15 protein-coding genes are annotated in these 17,297 nt (G+C 63.4%); 12 read left to right on the top strand and 3 right to left on the bottom strand.

Annotation, left to right across the window (positions count from 1 at the left end; translation table 11 throughout):
- Positions 1-719, top strand: a 719-nt coding sequence (locus ACTHJ1_RS18265; RefSeq protein ID WP_440195535.1) for an MFS transporter, incomplete at its 5' end; no start/stop codon positions are given.
- 77 nt (positions 720-796) lie between these two features.
- Here the strand turns inward: ACTHJ1_RS18265 and gatB are convergent.
- The 3 genes from gatB to gatC are packed head-to-tail and all read right to left on the bottom strand — an operon-like array spanning position 797 to position 4,022.
- The gene (gatB, locus tag ACTHJ1_RS18260) at positions 797-2,257 is read right to left on the bottom strand and encodes an Asp-tRNA(Asn)/Glu-tRNA(Gln) amidotransferase subunit GatB (protein WP_440195532.1); all 1,461 of its coding nucleotides are present in this window, start codon (positions 2,255-2,257) and stop codon (positions 797-799) included.
- A gap of 2 nt (positions 2,258-2,259) precedes the next feature.
- Positions 2,260-3,723: an Asp-tRNA(Asn)/Glu-tRNA(Gln) amidotransferase subunit GatA gene (gene gatA, locus ACTHJ1_RS18255; RefSeq protein WP_440195529.1), complete on the bottom strand. Its 1,464-nt coding sequence runs from the start codon at positions 3,721-3,723 to the stop codon at positions 2,260-2,262.
- The gene (gene gatC, locus ACTHJ1_RS18250) at positions 3,723-4,022 is read right to left on the bottom strand and encodes an Asp-tRNA(Asn)/Glu-tRNA(Gln) amidotransferase subunit GatC (RefSeq protein WP_440195550.1); all 300 of its coding nucleotides are present in this window, start codon (positions 4,020-4,022) and stop codon (positions 3,723-3,725) included. Before gatC ends, gatA begins: the two co-directional genes overlap by 1 nt.
- A 258-nt stretch (positions 4,023-4,280) precedes the next feature.
- Between gatC and ACTHJ1_RS18245 the strand changes: the two genes are divergently transcribed.
- From ACTHJ1_RS18245 to phnY, 11 genes are all read left to right on the top strand, one after another.
- Complete coding sequence (locus ACTHJ1_RS18245; protein ID WP_440195526.1) at positions 4,281-5,324, top strand: rod shape-determining protein; 1,044 nt, start codon at positions 4,281-4,283, stop codon at positions 5,322-5,324.
- A gap of 164 nt (positions 5,325-5,488) precedes the next feature.
- Positions 5,489-6,367 (top strand): rod shape-determining protein MreC, encoded by an 879-nt coding sequence (mreC, locus tag ACTHJ1_RS18240; RefSeq protein ID WP_440195523.1) that lies wholly within the window; start codon positions 5,489-5,491, stop codon positions 6,365-6,367.
- A complete protein-coding gene (mreD, locus tag ACTHJ1_RS18235) occupies positions 6,357-6,926 on the top strand; it encodes a rod shape-determining protein MreD (protein WP_440195520.1) in 570 nt (189 codons plus the stop codon). The genes mreC and mreD overlap by 11 nt, the downstream gene beginning before the upstream one ends.
- Before the next feature lie 19 nt (positions 6,927-6,945).
- Complete coding sequence (gene mrdA / locus ACTHJ1_RS18230) at positions 6,946-9,111, top strand: penicillin-binding protein 2 (RefSeq protein WP_440195517.1); 2,166 nt, start codon at positions 6,946-6,948, stop codon at positions 9,109-9,111.
- Positions 9,108-10,247 carry a rod shape-determining protein RodA gene (rodA, locus tag ACTHJ1_RS18225; RefSeq protein WP_440195514.1) on the top strand — a complete coding sequence of 380 codons (1,140 nt, stop codon included), beginning with the start codon at positions 9,108-9,110 and terminating at the stop codon, positions 10,245-10,247. Before mrdA ends, rodA begins: the two co-directional genes overlap by 4 nt.
- A gap of 285 nt (positions 10,248-10,532) precedes the next feature.
- Complete coding sequence (locus ACTHJ1_RS18220; protein ID WP_440195511.1) at positions 10,533-11,321, top strand: DeoR/GlpR family DNA-binding transcription regulator; 789 nt, start codon at positions 10,533-10,535, stop codon at positions 11,319-11,321.
- A complete protein-coding gene (locus ACTHJ1_RS18215; protein WP_440195508.1) occupies positions 11,311-12,144 on the top strand; it encodes a DeoR/GlpR family DNA-binding transcription regulator in 834 nt (277 codons plus the stop codon). Before ACTHJ1_RS18220 ends, ACTHJ1_RS18215 begins: the two co-directional genes overlap by 11 nt.
- Position 12,145: 1 nt before the next feature.
- Positions 12,146-12,991 (top strand): EamA family transporter, encoded by an 846-nt coding sequence (locus ACTHJ1_RS18210; RefSeq protein ID WP_440195505.1) that lies wholly within the window; start codon positions 12,146-12,148, stop codon positions 12,989-12,991.
- Positions 12,992-13,287: 296 nt separating this feature from the next.
- Positions 13,288-14,442: a 2-aminoethylphosphonate--pyruvate transaminase gene (locus tag ACTHJ1_RS18205; protein WP_440195502.1), complete on the top strand. Its 1,155-nt coding sequence runs from the start codon at positions 13,288-13,290 to the stop codon at positions 14,440-14,442.
- A gap of 13 nt (positions 14,443-14,455) precedes the next feature.
- Complete coding sequence (gene phnA, locus ACTHJ1_RS18200) at positions 14,456-15,706, top strand: phosphonoacetate hydrolase (RefSeq protein WP_440195499.1); 1,251 nt, start codon at positions 14,456-14,458, stop codon at positions 15,704-15,706.
- Between the two features lie 92 nt (positions 15,707-15,798).
- The gene (gene phnY, locus ACTHJ1_RS18195) at positions 15,799-17,247 is read left to right on the top strand and encodes a phosphonoacetaldehyde dehydrogenase (protein WP_440195496.1); all 1,449 of its coding nucleotides are present in this window, start codon (positions 15,799-15,801) and stop codon (positions 17,245-17,247) included.
- Positions 17,248-17,297 lie beyond the last annotated feature (50 nt).

The following is a 17,297-nucleotide window of genomic DNA, read 5'->3' as shown; positions in this document are numbered from 1 at the left end:
GCGTGGTGGGCATACTGCGGGCCGGGGGGGCGTTCTTCACCCTATCCTTAATCGGCCAACCCGTTTTTTTTCTGGACCATACGGGCGCTGGGGCCGCCGCGCCTTCGGCCGGCGGCCGCAGCGCGTTCAAGCCCCTGGTGGCCGACGCCGCCGCAAGGCGTGCCAGCCTGGGCGTGGTCATCCTGACGTCGGTACAGAACTTCGGCTACTACGGGGTGATGATCTGGATGCCGGCCTATCTGAGCAACCACTTCGGCTACACGCTGACCAAGTCGGCAGCCTGGACCGCGATCACCGTCGTCGGCATGGCTGCGGGCATCTGGCTGTTCGGCCAGCTCGCCGACCGCATCGGCCGCCGTCCGGTGTTCCTGGCCTATCAGGTCGGCGCGGCGCTGAGCGTGCTGATCTACGCGCAGCTGCAGTCGGAATATGCCCTGCTTGTCGGCGGGGCCATCATGGGCATGTTCGTCAACGGTATGCTCGGCGGCTACGGCGCGCTCATCTCCGAGCTCTATCCCACCCAGGCGCGCGCCACGGCGCAAAACGTGCTGTTCAACATCGGTCGCGCGGTGGGCGGCTTCGGCCCGCTGGTGGTGGGCGCCCTGGCCGTCAAGTATTCCTTCAGCGTCGCCATCGCGCTCCTGGCGGTGCTGTATGCGATCGACATCCTGGCCACCCTGTTCCTGATTCCTGAACGCAAGGGTCTGGCGCTGCAATAAGCCAGCCCGTATGAAAAACGCCGTTCGCGCAGATGCGTGAACGGCGTTTTCTTTTTGCGGCCTGCGCGGCCGCCGTCTTAACTGTCCAGTTTCTGCTTGAGCAGGTCGTTGACCTGCTGCGGGTTGGCCTTGCCCTTGGCGGCCTTCATGATCTGGCCCACCAGCGAATTGAAGGCCTTTTGCTTGCCGGCGCGGTATTCCTCGACGATGGCCGGGTTGGCGGCCAGCACCCCGTCGATCATCGCGCCGATGGCGCCGGTGTCGCTGATCTGTTTGAGGCCACGCGCCTCGATGATGGCGTCGGGCGCGCCGCCGCCCTCGCCGGCCCACATGGCGGCGAAGACTTCGCGGGCGATCTTGTTGGAGATGGTGCCGTCGAGGATGCGGCCGATCAGCGCGGCGAGCGCGGCGGCCGGTACGGGGCATTGGGCGATGTCCTTCTCTTCGCGGTTGAGCTGCGCGGCGACCTCGCCCATGACCCAGTTGGCGGCCAGCTTGGCCTGGCCGGCGGGCAACAGCCTGGCCGCGTCTTCGAAGTACGCCGCCATGGCGCGGCTGGCGGTCAGCTGCGCGGCGTCGTATTCGGGCAGGCCGTGCTCGGCCACGAAGCGTGCCGCCAGCGCGCGCGGCAGTTCCGGCATGCCGGCCTTCACGCTTTCCACCCATTCGGGCGCCACCACCAGCGGCGGCAGATCGGGGTCGGGGAAATAGCGGTAATCGGCCGCGTCTTCCTTGGTGCGCATGGCGCGAGTCTCGCCCGTGTCGGGATCGAACAGCACCGTGGCCTGCTCGATGGCATGGCCGTCTTCGATGCGTTCGATCTGCCAGCGCACCTCGAAGTCGATGGCCTGCTGCATGAACTTGAAACTGTTCAGGTTCTTGATTTCGCGCCGTGTGCCGAACGGTTCACCCGGCTTGCGCACGCTGACGTTGGCGTCGCAGCGGAAGCTGCCTTCTTGCATGTTGCCGTCGCAGATGCCGATCCAGGTGACGATCTTGTGCAGCTCGCGCGCATAGGCCACGGCCTCGTCGCTGCTGCGCATGTCGGGCTCGGTGACGATCTCCAGGAGCGGCGTGCCGGCGCGGTTCAGATCAATGCCGCTTTGGCCGATGAAGTCTTCGTGCAGCGACTTGCCTGCGTCTTCTTCGAGGTGGGCGCGCACCAGGCGCACCGTTTTCTTTTCGTCGCCCAGATAGAACGAGACCTCGCCGCCCTGCACCACGGGGATCTCGTATTGGCTGATCTGGTAACCCTTGGGCAGGTCGGGGTAGAAATAATTCTTGCGCGCGAAGATGCTGCGCGGCGCGATGCGCGAGCCGAGCGCGAGCCCGAGCTTGATGGCGCGCTCGACGGCGCCCCGATTCATCACCGGCAGCGTGCCGGGCAAGGCCAGGTCGACCGCGCTGGCCTGTGTGTTGGGCTCGGCGCCGAAGGCCGTGGGGGAGCGGCTGAAGATCTTGCTCTCGGTAGAAAGCTGGGCGTGCGTCTCGAAGCCGATCACGACTTCGTAGCCCTGGATGAGCTTGGCTGCAGACATAGTCAAATGCCCTCCGGCGTGCGGAGATGGAAATCGGTGGCTTGCTGGAATCGATGCGCGGCGTTGAGCAGCCTGGCTTCGTCGAAATAGTTGCCCAGCAGCTGCAACCCGACCGGCATGCCGCCTTCGCCGAAGCCCGCGGGCACGCTCATGCCGGGCAGGCCGGCGAGCGAACCGGGCAAGGTATAGACATCGGCCAGATAGTCGGCCAGCGGGTCGCTGCCGTGCTCGCCGAGCTTCCAGGCCACGCTGGGCGCGACCGGGCCGGCGATGATGTCGCACTGTTTGAAGGCCTGCTGGAAGTCATCGGCGATCATGCGGCGGATTTTCTGCGCCTGCAGGTAGTAGGCGTCGTAGTAGCCGTGCGACAGCACATAGGTGCCGGTCATGATGCGGCGCTTGACCTCGGCGCCGAAGCCCTCGGCGCGGGTCTTGCAATACATGTCGAGCAGGTCGTCGTAATGCTTGGCGCGGTGGCCGAACTTGACGCCGTCAAAGCGCGAAAGATTGGAGCTGGCCTCGGCCGGGGCGATGATGTAGTAGACCGGGATGGCCAGCTCGGTGCGCGGCAGCGAGATCTCGACCAGCTTGGCGCCGAGCCGTTCGTATTGCGTGAAGGCCGCGTCGATGGCGGCGCGTACGTCGGGCGCCAGTCCGTCGCCGAAGAATTCGCGGGGCACGCCGATGCGCAGGCCGTCGATCGGGTCGTCGAGCCGGCGCGTGTAATCTTCGGCAGGCTTGTCGATCGAGGTCGAATCGCGGTCCGGATCGGGGCCGCAGAGCGCCGACAGCAGCAGCGCGCAATCCTGGGCGGTGCGCGCCATCGGGCCGGCCTGGTCCAGGCTGGAGGCGAAGGCCACCATGCCCCAGCGGCTGGCGCGGCCATAGGTGGGTTTGATGCCGGTGATGCCGCAGAAGGCCGACGGCTGGCGGATGGAGCCGCCGGTGTCGGTGCCGGTGGCGGCGGGGGCCAGGCGCGCGGCGACCGCTGCTGCGCTACCGCCGGACGAACCGCCGGGGATGCGCGTGGCATCCCACGGGTTGCGCACGGGGCCATAGGCGGAGTTTTCGTTGGCCGAGCCCATGGCGAATTCGTCGCAATTGAGCTTGCCCAGCGTGACGCAGCCGGCCTCGGCAAGTTTGGCGACCACGGTGGCGTCGAAGGGCGATCGGTAGCCCGCGAGCATCTTCGAGCCGGCGGTGGTCGGGAAGTCCTTGGTGACGAAGATGTCTTTGTGGGCGATCGGTACGCCCAGCAGCGGCGCGGCCTCGCCGCGGGCGATGCGCGCGTCGGCGGCGCTGGCCTGCGCGAGCGTCACGGATTCGTCGACGGCGAGAAAGGCGCCCAGGGACTCGTGCTGCCTGGCGCGCGCGAGAAAGTGCTGCGCCGCTTCGGTGGCGGAGACCTCTCTGGCGCGCAATTTGGCCGACAGTTCGGCGACGGTCAGATGATGCAGGTCGGTCATTATTCGATCACCTTGGGCACCAGGAACAGGCCGTTCTCGACGGCCGGGGCGCTCTTTTGATTGGCTTCGCGCTGGTTGGGTTCGCTGGCGACGTCGTCGCGCAGGCGCAGTGCGATGTGCTCGATGGCGGCGACGGGATGCGTCAGGGGCTCGACCCCGGTCGTGTCGACGGCGCGCATGCGTTCCACGATGTCGAAGAAGCCGTTGATTTGTGTCAGCATGTGCCCGCTCTCGGCGGCGGTCAGCTCGATGCGGGCCAGCCGGGCGATGCGGGCCACGTCTTGTTCGTTCAGGGCCATGGGAGATGAAGGGGATATGAAAGCGGACGCAGCGGTGCGTAACGTCACGGATTAAGCCGTTACAAACAATGAATAAGCTGGGAATTAACCCTTATTTACAGTCAAATTATAAGTTATCATTGAAGGCTTAACCGCTAAAGGCATTGTACGTCCGGCAGTAAGTGGGACGACACCTCGGAAGGCACCCCGGGCGGTATCCCAGTACGACCCCGGGTCTACAGCGCCTTGCCCCTAATTTTTGAATTTCGCTGAGTTCACATGTTTGGATTCCTACGCAGCTATTTTTCCAGCGATATGGCGATCGACCTCGGTACCGCCAATACGCTCATCTACGTTCGCGGCAAGGGCATCGTGCTCGACGAGCCGTCCGTGGTTGCCATCCGCCACGAGGGCGGCTCCAGCGGCAAGAAGATCATTCAGGCCGTCGGCCGCGAGGCCAAGCAGATGCTGGGCCGCGTGCCCGGCAACATCGAGGCCATTCGTCCGATGAAAGACGGCGTTATCGCCGATTTCACCGTGACCGAGCAGATGCTCAAGCAGTTCATCCGCATGGTGCATCCGCGCAATATGCTCGCGCCCTCGCCGCGTATCATCGTCTGCGTGCCTTGCGGTTCGACCCAGGTCGAGCGCCGTGCCATTCGCGAATCCGCGCTGGGCGCCGGCGCCTCGCACGTCTACCTTATCGAAGAACCCATGGCCGCGGCCATCGGCGCCGGCCTGGCCGTGTCGGACGCGAGCGGTTCCATGGTGGTCGACATCGGCGGCGGCACGACCGAAGTGGCGGTGATTTCGCTGGGCGGCATGGTCTACAAGGGTTCGGTGCGCGTGGGCGGCGACAAGTTCGACGAAGCCATCGTCAACTACATCCGTCGCAACTACGGCATGCTCATCGGCGAACCCACTGCCGAGCTCATCAAGAAAGAGATCGGTTCGGCTTTTCCCGGCTCCGAAGTCCGCGAGATCGAGGTCAAGGGCCGCAACCTGGCCGAAGGCGTGCCGCGCAGCTTCACCGTCTCGTCCAACGAGATTCTCGAATCGCTGACCGACCCGCTCAACCAGATCGTCTCGGCCGTCAAGATCGCGCTGGAACAGACCCCGCCGGAACTGGGCGCCGACATCACCGACAAGGGCATCGCCCTGACCGGCGGCGGCGCGCTGCTGCGCGATCTAGATCGCCTGCTTCAGGAAGAGACCGGCCTGCCGGTGGTGGTGGCCGAAGATCCGCTTACCTGCGTGGTGCGCGGCTGCGGCGAGGCGCTCGAGCATCTCGAGAAACTGGGCGCCATCTTCATCAACGATTGAGGCGGTGCCGCTGCCTGCCGTGCGATACTGTGCGCGCGGCCGGCGCGCCTGCCGGCCCTTCACGATAGGCCGGCCCAAGTTGAAACGACCCCCACGCCGCGTCTCCGGCTTGCCGCCCCTCACAGGGGCGAGCCGATTTCCCGAGGCGGCCCGGCGGAGCTGATATGGAACGACAAACCCCTCCGTTATTTCGACGCGGCCCGCCCGCGGAAGTCCGGCTGGTGGTGTTGATCGTGCTGGCGCTCACTCTCATGCTGGTCGATGCGCGCATGCGGGTGCTCGAACCCGTGCGCCGCGTGGTGGCCATCGCGCTCTATCCCTTCCAGCGCGTGGTGCTGGCGCCGCGAGATCTGGTCGAGCAGGTCGACGAGTGGGTCAACGCCGCCAACCTCATCCGCCAGGAAAACGAAGCCCTGCAGCGCCAGCGCATCGAGCTGGCTCAGGTGTCCACGCATGCTCAGCAAGTGGCTACCGAAAACGCTCAGTTGCGCCGCCTGCTCGGCATCACCGAGCACACGTCCGAACCGACCGTGGTGGTCGAGGTGCTTTACGAGCCGCCCGACGGCGGCGGCCAGCAGCGTCTGGTGTTCAATAAAGGCAGCAAGGCGGGTCTTGCGCCCGGCATGCCCGTGATCGACGAGGGGGGGGTAGTGGGGCAACTGGTGCGCGTCACGCCCATGACGTCAGAGGCCGCCCTGCTTACCGACGACCGTGTTTCCATACCCGTTCAGGTATTGCGCAACGGTCTGCGGCTCATCGCTTTCGGCACCAATACGCCGGGCGAGATCGAGGTGCGGTATCTGTCGGCCAACGCCGACGTGCGCGTGGGCGACGTGCTCATCACCAGCGGCGTGGGCGGGTTCTTCCCGGCCGGCCTGCAGGTGGCCAAGATCACGTCCATCGATCGCAATACAGCCTCGGGTTTCGCGCAGGCCATGGGCGAGCCGCTGTCGCATCCCGAGCGCTACCGGCACTTCCTGGTGCTGCAGGTAAACGTGGGCCAGGCCACGAAAATCCAGCAGGAAGAGGACAATGCCGACTAATCCTTCGGAGCAGCGGGACGCCTCCGGCCGGCTGGTGGGCCTAGTCGGCAATGCCCACACCGACCGTCTCGTGCGCCCGGCGCGTGGCGTGTTCGTCTGGACCACGCTTATCGTGGTGTGGCTCGCGTCGATGCTGCCCTGGCGTCTGTGGCCAGGAGCGCCCGACATGATGGCGCTGGTGCTGGCCTACTGGAGCGCTTACGAAAGCCGCCGTGTGGGTCTGGTCACCGCCTTTATTTTCGGCATTCTGCTCGACGTGCACGACACGGCTTTGCTGGGCGGTCATGCGCTGACCTACGTGCTGGTGGTCTACGGCGCGCTGCTGCTCAATCGCCGCCTGCAGCGGTTCGACCTGTTGAGCCAGGCGGTGCACATGTTGCCGATATTCCTGCTCGCGCCTCTGGCTACGCATCTGGTGGTCGCCTGGCTGGCGGGGCATTGGCCGGGTTGGTGGTGGGTGGTGGGCGCATTGATCACGGCCGCGCTCTGGCCCGTCGCGGGCTGGGTGCTGCAACTGCCGCAGCGCAGGCTGGACGACGCGGAATCCTCCGCGGTCTAGGGCCGAGAGCGCAGCCGCGATGTTCGAGTTCAAAAACACCAGCCTTCAGCAGAAACAGCGTTTTCGCCTGCGCGCCCTGGTGGGCGCGGCGGTAGTGCTGGTGTGCTTCGGCATGCTGGTGTCGCGCTTCTGGGTGCTGCAGGTGGTGCGTTATCAGGGGTTCTCCGAACGCGCGGACCGCAATCGCATCGCGCTGGTGCCCATCGCGCCGCGCCGCGGCGAAATCTTCGATCGCAATGGCGAAGTGCTGGCGCGCAACTACCGCACCTATACGCTTGACGTCACGCCCGCGGATTTCGGCGGCGGCTACGATTACGACAAGCTTTTCGACCGCCTGTCGCGCGTGATCTATCTGAGCCCGAGCGACAAGCGCAAGTTCAAGCGTCAGCTCGGCGAATCCAATCGTGTGGGCACGGTGACGCTGCGCGACAACCTCAACGACACCGAGGCGTCCTGGTTTGCTGCGCACGCCTTCATGTTTCCCGGCGTCGAACTCAAGGCGCGCTGGGTGCGGCAATATCCCCAGGGCGCCGCCGCCGCGCAGGTGGTGGGTTATATCAGTCGCATTTCCGACAGCGATCTTGAAGAACTCGATAAAAAAGGCGAGACCGGCAACTACCGCGGCACCGAGTACATCGGCAAGAAAGGCATCGAGCAAAGCTACGAAAATGTGTTGCACGGCACGACCGGTGTGCAGGAAGTGGAAATCACCGCAGGCGGCCGGCCGGTGCGCACACTCAGCCGCAAGGATCCCGTTGCCGGCTCGGATCTGACTCTGTCGCTGGATATGGGTCTGCAGCGCGTTGCCGAGGATGCCTTCGGCAACGAGACCGGCGCGCTGGTGGCCATCGATCCGAACACGGGCGAGGTGCTGGCTTTCGTTTCGATGCCCTCGTACGATCCGAATCTGTTTGTCAACGGCATCGATGTCGACAACTGGAAGCAGCTCAACGAATCGCCCGACCATCCGCTGCTCGATCGGCCGTTGACAAGCGCCTTTCCCATCGGCTCGACTTACAAGCCTTTTGTGGCGCTGGCCATGCTCACGCTGGGCAAGCGCGACCCCAACGCGCAGATTCCGGACCCGGGTTATTTCGAGTTCGGCGGGCAGAAGTTCCGCAATTCGGGGGGCGAGGCCTTCGGATCGGTGGACCTGCACAAGGCCATTGTGGTGTCGGACGACACTTACTTCTTCTCGCTCGGCCCGATCATCGGCGTGGACCCGCTGCACGATTTCACCAAGCAGTTCGGCTTCGGGCAGCTTACGGGCATAGACCTGGACGGCGAAAAGCGCGGGGTGCTGCCGTCCAAAGAATGGAAGCGCAAGACCTTCAAGACCAAGGCGCAGCAGCAGTGGTATCCAGGCGAGTCGGTCTCGCTCACGGTGGGGCAGGGCTATAACGCGTTCACGATGATGCAGCTGGCCCAGGCCGTGTCGACGCTGGCCGACAACGGCGTCTACCGGCGTCCTCATCTGGTGCATGCCATACGCGATCCGATCGACGACAAGATCACGCAGATGCCGTCGGTGGTCGACCACGTCATTCCCGTCAAGCAGCAGTACTTCGATATCGTGAAGTCGGCCATGGCCGACGTGCCGCGCATCGGCACCTCGCGCATGGCGTTCGTGGGCGCGAAATACCAGTCGGCCGGCAAGACCGGTACGGCTCAGGTATACAGCCTGCGCGGCGCGAAGGCCCGCGAAGTGGCGAAGAACCTGCGGGATCACGCGCTTTACGTCGGTTTTGCGCCGCTGGACCATCCCCAGATCGCGATCGCGGTCATCGTCGAGCACGGCACCTGGGGGGCGAGCGTCGCGGCGCCCATCGTGCGCAAGATGTTCGATTACTGGCTGATCGATCGACCGAAAGAACGGGCCGCCGGGGAGTTGAAGAATCCCTCGCCCGCGCTCGATGCGGCGATGGCCGCCCAGGCGGCGCGCCGTCCGGTCTTCGAGGGTAGCGACAACGCGGCCTTGTTCGGAACGATTCTGCATCGACCGTCCCCGGCGCCGACCGATCCGGTGACAGGAAATCCCGTAGCGGGCGCCCTTGCGGCAGGCAATCTCGTGTCGGGTATCCCTGCCGCGCCTGCGCCCGCCGTTCCTGTTCCCTCGGGTAACGCGGTCGGGCCGGTTCCGACGGCGCCCGTACGCACGCAGTCCACGCGCGGAGGTGCGCAATGAAGCGATTGACAGCCTTGCTGCGGCACGTGATCACGGCGCTGGACTGGCCTTTGCTGTTCACCCTGCTGTTGTGCGCCGCGCTGGGCCTGACGGTGATGTATTCCGCCGCGAGCGGAACCGCCGACGGACACTTCTTCGGTCAGTCGCGCAATTTTCTGGTGGCGCTGGCGGCCATGTGGATCGTGGCGCTGATCCCGCCTAACCGGCTCATGCGATTGGCCGTGCCGGCCTATGTGCTGGGCATCGCGCTACTGGTGGCCGTGCACTTCGGCGGCGTGACCAGCAAGGGCGCGACACGCTGGCTGAACGTCGGCTTTACCCGCATTCAGCCGTCGGAAATGATGAAGATCGCCGCGCCGCTGATGCTCGCCTGGTACTTCCACCGCCACGAAGGTGCGGTGCGCGTGCGCGATTTCTTCGCAGCGGGCCTGCTGCTGGCGCTGCCGTGCGGCCTTATCATGATGCAGCCCGACCTGGGTACGGCCTTGCTGGTGTTCGGCGCGGGTTTTTTCGTGATCTATTTCGCCGGGTTGTCGTTCAAGTTGTTGATCCCGGTCGTTCTCGCCAGCGCGATCGGCAACCGCGCGGTGGTGTACAACGAGAGCGCGCTGTGCAGCCCGAACGTGGCCTGGCCAGGACTGCACGACTACCAGAAGCACCGGATATGCACGCTGCTCGATCCCAATACCGATCCGCTGGGCAAAGGTTTCCACACCATTCAGTCGATGATTGCGGTGGGGTCGGGCGGCCTGTACGGCAAGGGCTATATGAAGGGCACGCAAAGCCATCTTGACTTCATTCCCGAGCACACGACCGACTTCATCTACGCGGTGTATTCGGAAGAGTTCGGTTTGTACGGCGGCGTGGCGATTCTGGTTCTCTACAGTTTGTTGATCGCACGCGGTCTGACGATCGCGGTCGGCGCAGCGACGCAGTTCGGCCGTCTGCTGGCAGGGTCGCTGACGATGATGATCTTTTTGTACGTGTTCGTGAACATCGGCATGGTCACGGGGATTTTGCCGGTGGTGGGGGTGCCGTTGCCGTTCATGAGCTATGGCGGCACGGCGTTGTTCACCATGGGCGTGGCCTGCGGCATCCTGATGAGCGTGCGGCGCTACAAGATCGTCAACGCCTGAGCCAGCGGTGAGTGAGTCCGCCGGTCGATGATCGTCATGCGGACAGGTCGGACGCCTGCGCAGATGGCGAAATCTCCTCATGACCGCGATCTTGATTTTTTCCAGACCCTCACGAATAACAACATAAAACAACATAAAATGTGGAAAATATTTTGAGAAAAATTCGAATATCCACATAAAATAGCCAAATTCCCTCAATAAATATGGAGTTTATTGTTGATAATTTTGGCAAGGACGGGGTGCTTTGATACACTGCCGACACCTGGGCAACCTTTGCGAGCAACCATGTTCTCCGCGCAGCGGCAGGCGCAAATTCTGCGCATCGTGCGCGCAAGCCAGACGTGCACGATCTCCAGGCTGGCCGAAACCTTCCGCGTTTCGGACGAAACCATACGCCGCAACATCGGACCGCTGATTGCCGACGGACTGCTGGTCAAGGTGCATGGCGGCGTCATGGTTCCGGACTACCTCGACGACGCGCCGTATCAGCGGCGCATTCTGGAAAACCGCGAAGCCAAACAGGCGATCGCGGCATGCGTGGCGCAGCTCGTGCGCGACGGCGATGCGCTCATGCTCGAAGGCGGCAGCACCTGCATGCACATTGCCGAGGCGCTCAGATCGCATGCGCGCCTGACCGTCGTTACCAATGCTATCGAGGTTGCGCGGATTCTCGCTCCCGGCAGCGACAATCAAGTATTCATGGCTGGAGGACAACTGCGGTCCGACGATGCCTGCGCCGTCGACGAGAGCGCTCTGGCTTTCGTACGCCAGTTTCATGTGCAGTTTGCCATCGCTTCCGTCACGGCCGTCGACGCCCAGGGGCGTTTCATGGATTCGCTGCCGGCCGATGCCGCATTTTCGCAAGCGATCTTTGCGCAGGCGGAACGGCGCATCGTGGTGGCCGATCACAGCAAATTCGGACACAGCGCACTGATTCATGCGTTCGGGCCCGAAACGCCCCACCTGCTTATCACCGACGAGGAGCCTGCCCCGGCGTTTGCTCAGGTCTTTGCGGCCAAGGGGCTCGAGGTCAGGCTTCCCGCAACCTTCGAGAAGAAACAGAATGCCTATTAGCCCTCATGCATCGCCCGGCGGCCGAATCACGACGGGGGTGGGCCGTCAGCTCGCGGTCGATCGAATCAACTTCATTCTGCAAAATCTCGAGGCGTCCGGCTCGGTCAGTGTCGCCGACCTTTCCGAGACGCTGGGCGTATCGCGCGAAACGATACGGCGCGATTTGAAGACGCTCGCCGGTCAGGGGCGCGCCAATCTCGTGCATGGCGGTGCGGCGAAATTGCATGCCGAGCCTTTGCCCGACGAGCCGTCGCTGGCCGCGCGCGAAGCCGCCAACTCGGCGGGCAAGGCAGCCATCGGCGCGACCGCGGCGCGGCTGGTCGACAACGGCATGGTCGTGCTGATCGACTCGGGTTCGACCACGCTCAGCCTTGCAGCCGCGCTCAGAAATCACAGCAATCTCACCGTCATCACCAACAGCTTGCCGATCGCGATGCTGCTGTGCCGGTCGCCCGGCGTGAAGGTCATCGTGCTCGGCGGCGACGTGCATCCGAACGACGAGGCTGCCTTCGGCGTCGAGACCATGAACGCGCTCAGCCATTTTCGCGTCGATCTGGTTTTCCTGGGCGTGGGCGGCCTGTCGGCCGAGGGTGAGATGACAGACTATTCGCGGCTCGCGGCCGAGCAGCGGCATCTCATGATGAAGTCGGGCAAGAAGGTCTATGTGCTCGCCGACAGCAGCAAGTTCGAGCGCGGCACTCCGGTGCGGATCGCACCCGTGCCGCACATCGCCGGCCTGATCGTCGATGCACCGCCACCTCCGAGCATCTCTCGCGCCTGCTTGGAGCAGCGCTGGGAGATCATCGTCGCCGATGGACTCTGACATGACCTCCGGTGTATTTCTCATCGTGCTCTCGGCAGCGCTGCTGCATGCAGGCTGGAATGCGGTGATCAAAGTGCGGCTCGATCCGTTTCTTGCGATGACGCTGCTGTGCGGAGCCTGCGGCTTGATCGCCGTACCCGCGGTCGCTGTGACGGGTTGGCCGCCGCATGCCGCGTGGCCTTGGATGGTGGCGTCGGTCGTGCTCCACCTGGGCTATTACGTTTGCCTGAGCGAAGCCTATCGACGCGGCGACATGGGACAGATCTATCCAATCGCGCGGGGCTCGGCGCCGCTGTTGACCGCGCTGCTCTCGCTCGTCTTTCTGCATGAGACGATGAGTCCCGGCGCGTTGGCGGGGGTTGCGCTGCTCGGCTGCGGCGTCGTGCTGCTGTCGCTGCGCGGGCATCGCCATTCGGCCTCGCACAACCGTGCTGCGCCGGGCTTTGCGGTGCTCACCGCGGTGACGATCGCGGGCTATACCGTAGTCGACGGTATAGGGGCTCGCACCGCAGGTCAGGCCAGCGCCTATGCGGCGGCGCTGTTCGTGCTCGACGCGCTGCCGATGCTCGCGCTGTGCCTTTACCGTTACGGCTGGTCCGGCATGGCGCCCATGCGGCGCTTCCTGCTGCCGGGCTTGGCCGGCGGAGCAATGTCGCTTACGGCTTACTGGATCGTGATCTGGGCCATGACAGTAGCGCCGATCCCGCTGGTTGCGGCCGTGCGTGAAACGAGCGTGATATTTGCCGGCCTCATCGCCGTGTTCGTGCTCAAAGAGCCTTTCAGCCGTACGCGCGCCGCTGCGACCGCACTGACCGTTCTCGGCCTGGCATTGACGCGGCTTTTCTGACGCCTAGCGGGCTCATTCCTCCTTCGCGCACCACGCGCCTCGTCCTATCCCTGCCCTTGCCGCCGGAAAGCGCGGTCTCAAGGGCTGCGGTCGTCATTTCCCCGCCATTTCCCATCCGGAATGCAATTGCCTTTTTATGAGGCATTTTGTGATATTTATGGTAATCCCTAATAAGGTTAGCCCCTATTAACGGATTTTTCTTTGTGATTTAGATTTAAAACACACAAATAACTCAATAAAACAAAAATAAACAACAAATAGCCGCAATATCTAAATCGCCTCATAAGGAGAGATCAATGACTGCCCCGCATGCCTCGCCGGCTGCTTCCGAAACCGGCGATCCGCTTCTGCTGACCCCCGGCCCGCTCACCACTTCGCGCACCGTCAAGGCCGCTATGGTTCACGACTGGGGTTCGCGCGACGCGAACTTCATCGAAATCAATCGCTCGGTGCTGGCGCGCCTGGTCGAGATCGCCAACGGCGGAAAAGATTGGGTGACCGTGCCCATGCAAGGATCGGGCACTTTCGCCGTCGAGGCAATGCTGACCACCTTCGTGCCGCGCAGCGGCGAAGTGCTGCTGCTGATCAACGGCGCTTATGGCAAGCGAGCCAAACGCATACTCGAAATTGCCGGACGCAAGGTCGTCGTGCACGAGACCGCCGAAGACGCTCCGCCCGATCTGGCGAAAGTCGAAGAAATTCTCAAGACGACGCCATCGATCACACATCTGTTCACTGTGCATTGCGAGACGACGGCGGGCATTCTCAACCCCATCGCCAAGCTGGGCGCGCTGGCGGCCAAATACGGCAAGAGCTATCTGGTCGACTCCATGAGCGCGTTCGGCGCGATTGCGCTCGACGTGCGGGCCATGAACATCGACGCCGTCGCCGCGTCGTCGAACAAGTGCATCGAGGGTGTGCCCGGACTTGGTTTTGTGATCTGCCGCCGCGATGCGCTGGCGCGCACGCAGGGCAACGCCACCACGCTGGTACTCGACCTGCACGATCAGGCAGTTAATTACGAAAAGACCAGTCAGTACCGTTTTACGCCGCCCACTCACGTGATCGTCGCTTTTCACCAGGCGCTGCAGGAGTTCGATGCCGAGGGCGGCGTTGCCGGTCGCGGCGGACGCTATCGCAACAACTGCAAGGTGCTGCTGGAGGGCATGCGCTCGCTCGGATTCAAGCCGCTTCTGGCCGACGAATTACAGGCGCCGATCATCGTGACGTTCCATATGCCCGACGACCCGCGGTTCGTGTTCCAGACCTTCTACGACAAGCTGAAGGCGTGCGGCTTTGTGATCTATCCCGGAAAGCTCACGGTCGCCGATTCGTTCCGCGTCGGCTGCATCGGACGCATCGGAGAGAAGGAAATCCGTGCCGCGATCGCGGCGATCGCCGGCGTGCTCAAGGAGATGGGCATTGACGGCCGAGTCGCCCAAGCCGCCTAAAAAAGGAAATGCGATGAGTACTCCGCAAAAACTGACCGTCAACGATCGTACCTATCGTTTTCCCGACAAGCCGGTCGTCGTGATTTGCCTGGACGGATCCGAGCCCGCCTATATCGAGCAGGCCGTCAGGGACGGCCGCGCGCCGAATCTTGCCAGACTGCTCAGTACGGGCACGAACCGTATCGCGCAGTGCGTGATTCCCAGCTTCACGAATCCGAACAATCTTTCGATTCTCACGGGCCGTCCGCCCAAGGTGCATGGCATTGCTGGCAATTATTTCTACGACCGGACCACCGGCGAAGAGATCATGATGAACGACGCACGCTTCCTGCGCGCGCCGACCATCTTTCAGGCCTTCTTCGATGCCGGCGCCAAGGTCGCCGTGGTCACCGCCAAAGACAAGCTGCGCACGTTGCTCGGCAAGGGCCTGGACTTCACCAGCGGCCGCGCCATCGGGTTCTCCGCGGAGAAGGCCGATCAGGCGACGCACGAAAAGAACGGCATCGACGACGTTCTGAACTACGTCGGCAAGCCGCTTCCCGATGTGTATTCGGCGGAGCTCTCCGAGTTCGTTTTCGCGGCCGGCGTCAAATTGCTCGAAGACTTCCGACCCAACCTCATGTACCTGTCCACGACCGACTACGTGCAGCACAAGGCTGCGCCCGGCTCGGCCAAGGCTAACGACTTCTACGAGATGTTCGACCGCTACGTCGGTGCGCTCGATGCGGCGGGCTGTGTACTTGCAATCACGGCCGATCACGGCATGAACGACAAGCACCGCGCAGACAAGTCGCCCGACGTTCTGTATCTGCAGGACATATTCGACGAGTGGCTGGGCAGGGGCTGCGCACGCGTCATTCTGCCGATCACAGATCCTTACGTGGCGCATCACGGCGCGTTGGGCTCATTCGCGACGATTTATCTGCCCGACGGCATCGGCGCAGCCGACGCCGCATCGTTGCTGGAAAGGCTGCGCAAGATCGAAGGAATCGAAGTCGCTCTCGCCAAGACTGAAGCCTGTGAACGCTTCGAGTTGCCTGCCGATCGCGTTGGCGACATTGTCGTGGTGGGCACGCGCAGCAAAGTGTTCGGCACCAGCGCCTCGCGCCACGATCTGTCGGGCCTGACCGAGCCGCTGCGCTCGCACGGCGGCATCTCCGAGCAGAACGTGCCGCTGCTCGTTAACCGAAGGACGGATTGGCCTGCTGATCGCGTATTACGCAATTTCGACATCTTCGACGTTGCGATCAACCACGCGCTTTAGGCGCGCAGAGAGGTTTCACCATTTACGGTCACGCGAGCGCCCGAATAAGAAAGAGGATGTTTTCCTGGCCGGATCAATGAACGAGGTATTCGATGAATGTCATGACCAAACCCGCATTCAGACAGGAATCGATGCGCATTGCCGGCCGGCTGGTTACGACCGACGAGGTGATCGAAGTCTTCAACCCTTATACGAACGAGGTGGTGGGAACGGTGCCCGCCGGGCGCCCCGAACACGTGCAGGAAGCCTTCGCCAGGGCGTACGCGTACAAACCCACGCTGACGCGCTTCGAGCGCCAGCGCATTCTGCAGAAGACGGCCGAGACGCTGCGCGACCGCAAGGAAGAATTCGCGCACATCATTTCCGCCGAAGCGGGGCTGTGCTGGAAGGACGCGCTTTACGAGGCGAGCCGCGCCTACGATGTGTGGTCCTTCGCGGCGCAGCTCGTCATCAAGGACGACGGCGAAGTCTATGCCTGCGACATCAGCCCGAACGGAAAGAACCGCAAGATATTCACTATGCGTACGCCGCTCTTGGGCGTGATCTCGGCCATTACGCCGTTCAATCATCCGCTCAATATGGTGAGTCACAAGCTGGCGCCTGCCATCGCGACCAACAACCGAGTCGTGCTGAAGCCGACCGAGCTCACGCCGCTGACGGCGCTCGCCCTGGCCGACGTGCTGTACGAGGCCGGTCTGCCGCCCGAGATGCTTTCTGTCGTCACGGGTAATCCGCGCACCATGGGCGATTCGATGATCACGGATCCGCATTGCGATCTGGTCACGTTCACGGGTTCGGTCCGAGTGGGCAAGTACATCGCGCAGACCGCCGGTTATCGGCGCACGGTGCTCGAGTTGGGCGGCAACGATCCGCTCATCGTCATGGAAGACGCCGATCTGGACAAGGCTGCTCAGCTGGCCGTGACCGGCGCGACCAAGAATTCGGGGCAGCGCTGCACGGCGGTCAAGCGCATTCTCGTGGTCGATAGCATTGCCGACGAATTCGTCGAACGCGTTCTTGTGCACGCCAGGAAGCTCAAGTGCGGCGACCCGATGGATCCGACCGTCGACGTGGGAACCGTCATCAGCGAGGCGTCCGCCCAGCTCTTCGAACGCCGGGTTGCCGACGCGCAGGCGCGCGGCGCGCGTGTGCTGTACGGTGCCCCGCGCGAGGGCGCGCTGTTTCATCCGACCGTCGTCGATCACGTGCCCTACGATTGCGAGCTCGTGCACGAAGAGACCTTCGGTCCGGTGATTCCGATCATCCGCGTGCCGAACCAGATCGACGAGGTCATCCGCATTTCGAACTCTACCGCCTTCGGATTGTCGTCGGGCATCTGCACGAACCGGGTCGACTATGTGACTCAGTTCGTTCGGGAGCTGGAAGTCGGCACGGTGAACGTGTGGGAAGTGCCGGGCTACCGCACCGAGATGTCGCCGTTCGGTGGCATCAAGGACTCGGGCAACGGCTACAAGGAAGGCATGGTCGAGGCCATGAAGAGCTACTCCAATATAAGAACGTGGTCCATGCCATGGGAGTGACGCAGTAGGTAGTTAGTCAGGTCGTAATCCATAGGTAAGTCGTAGTCCGA

It is taken from the genome of Bordetella sp., from assembly GCF_051960075.1.
Taxonomy (GTDB): domain Bacteria; phylum Pseudomonadota; class Gammaproteobacteria; order Burkholderiales; family Burkholderiaceae_B; genus Bordetella.
The sequence above is the reverse complement of the archived record's forward strand: the minus strand, read 5'-3'. Positions and strand labels throughout refer to the sequence as shown.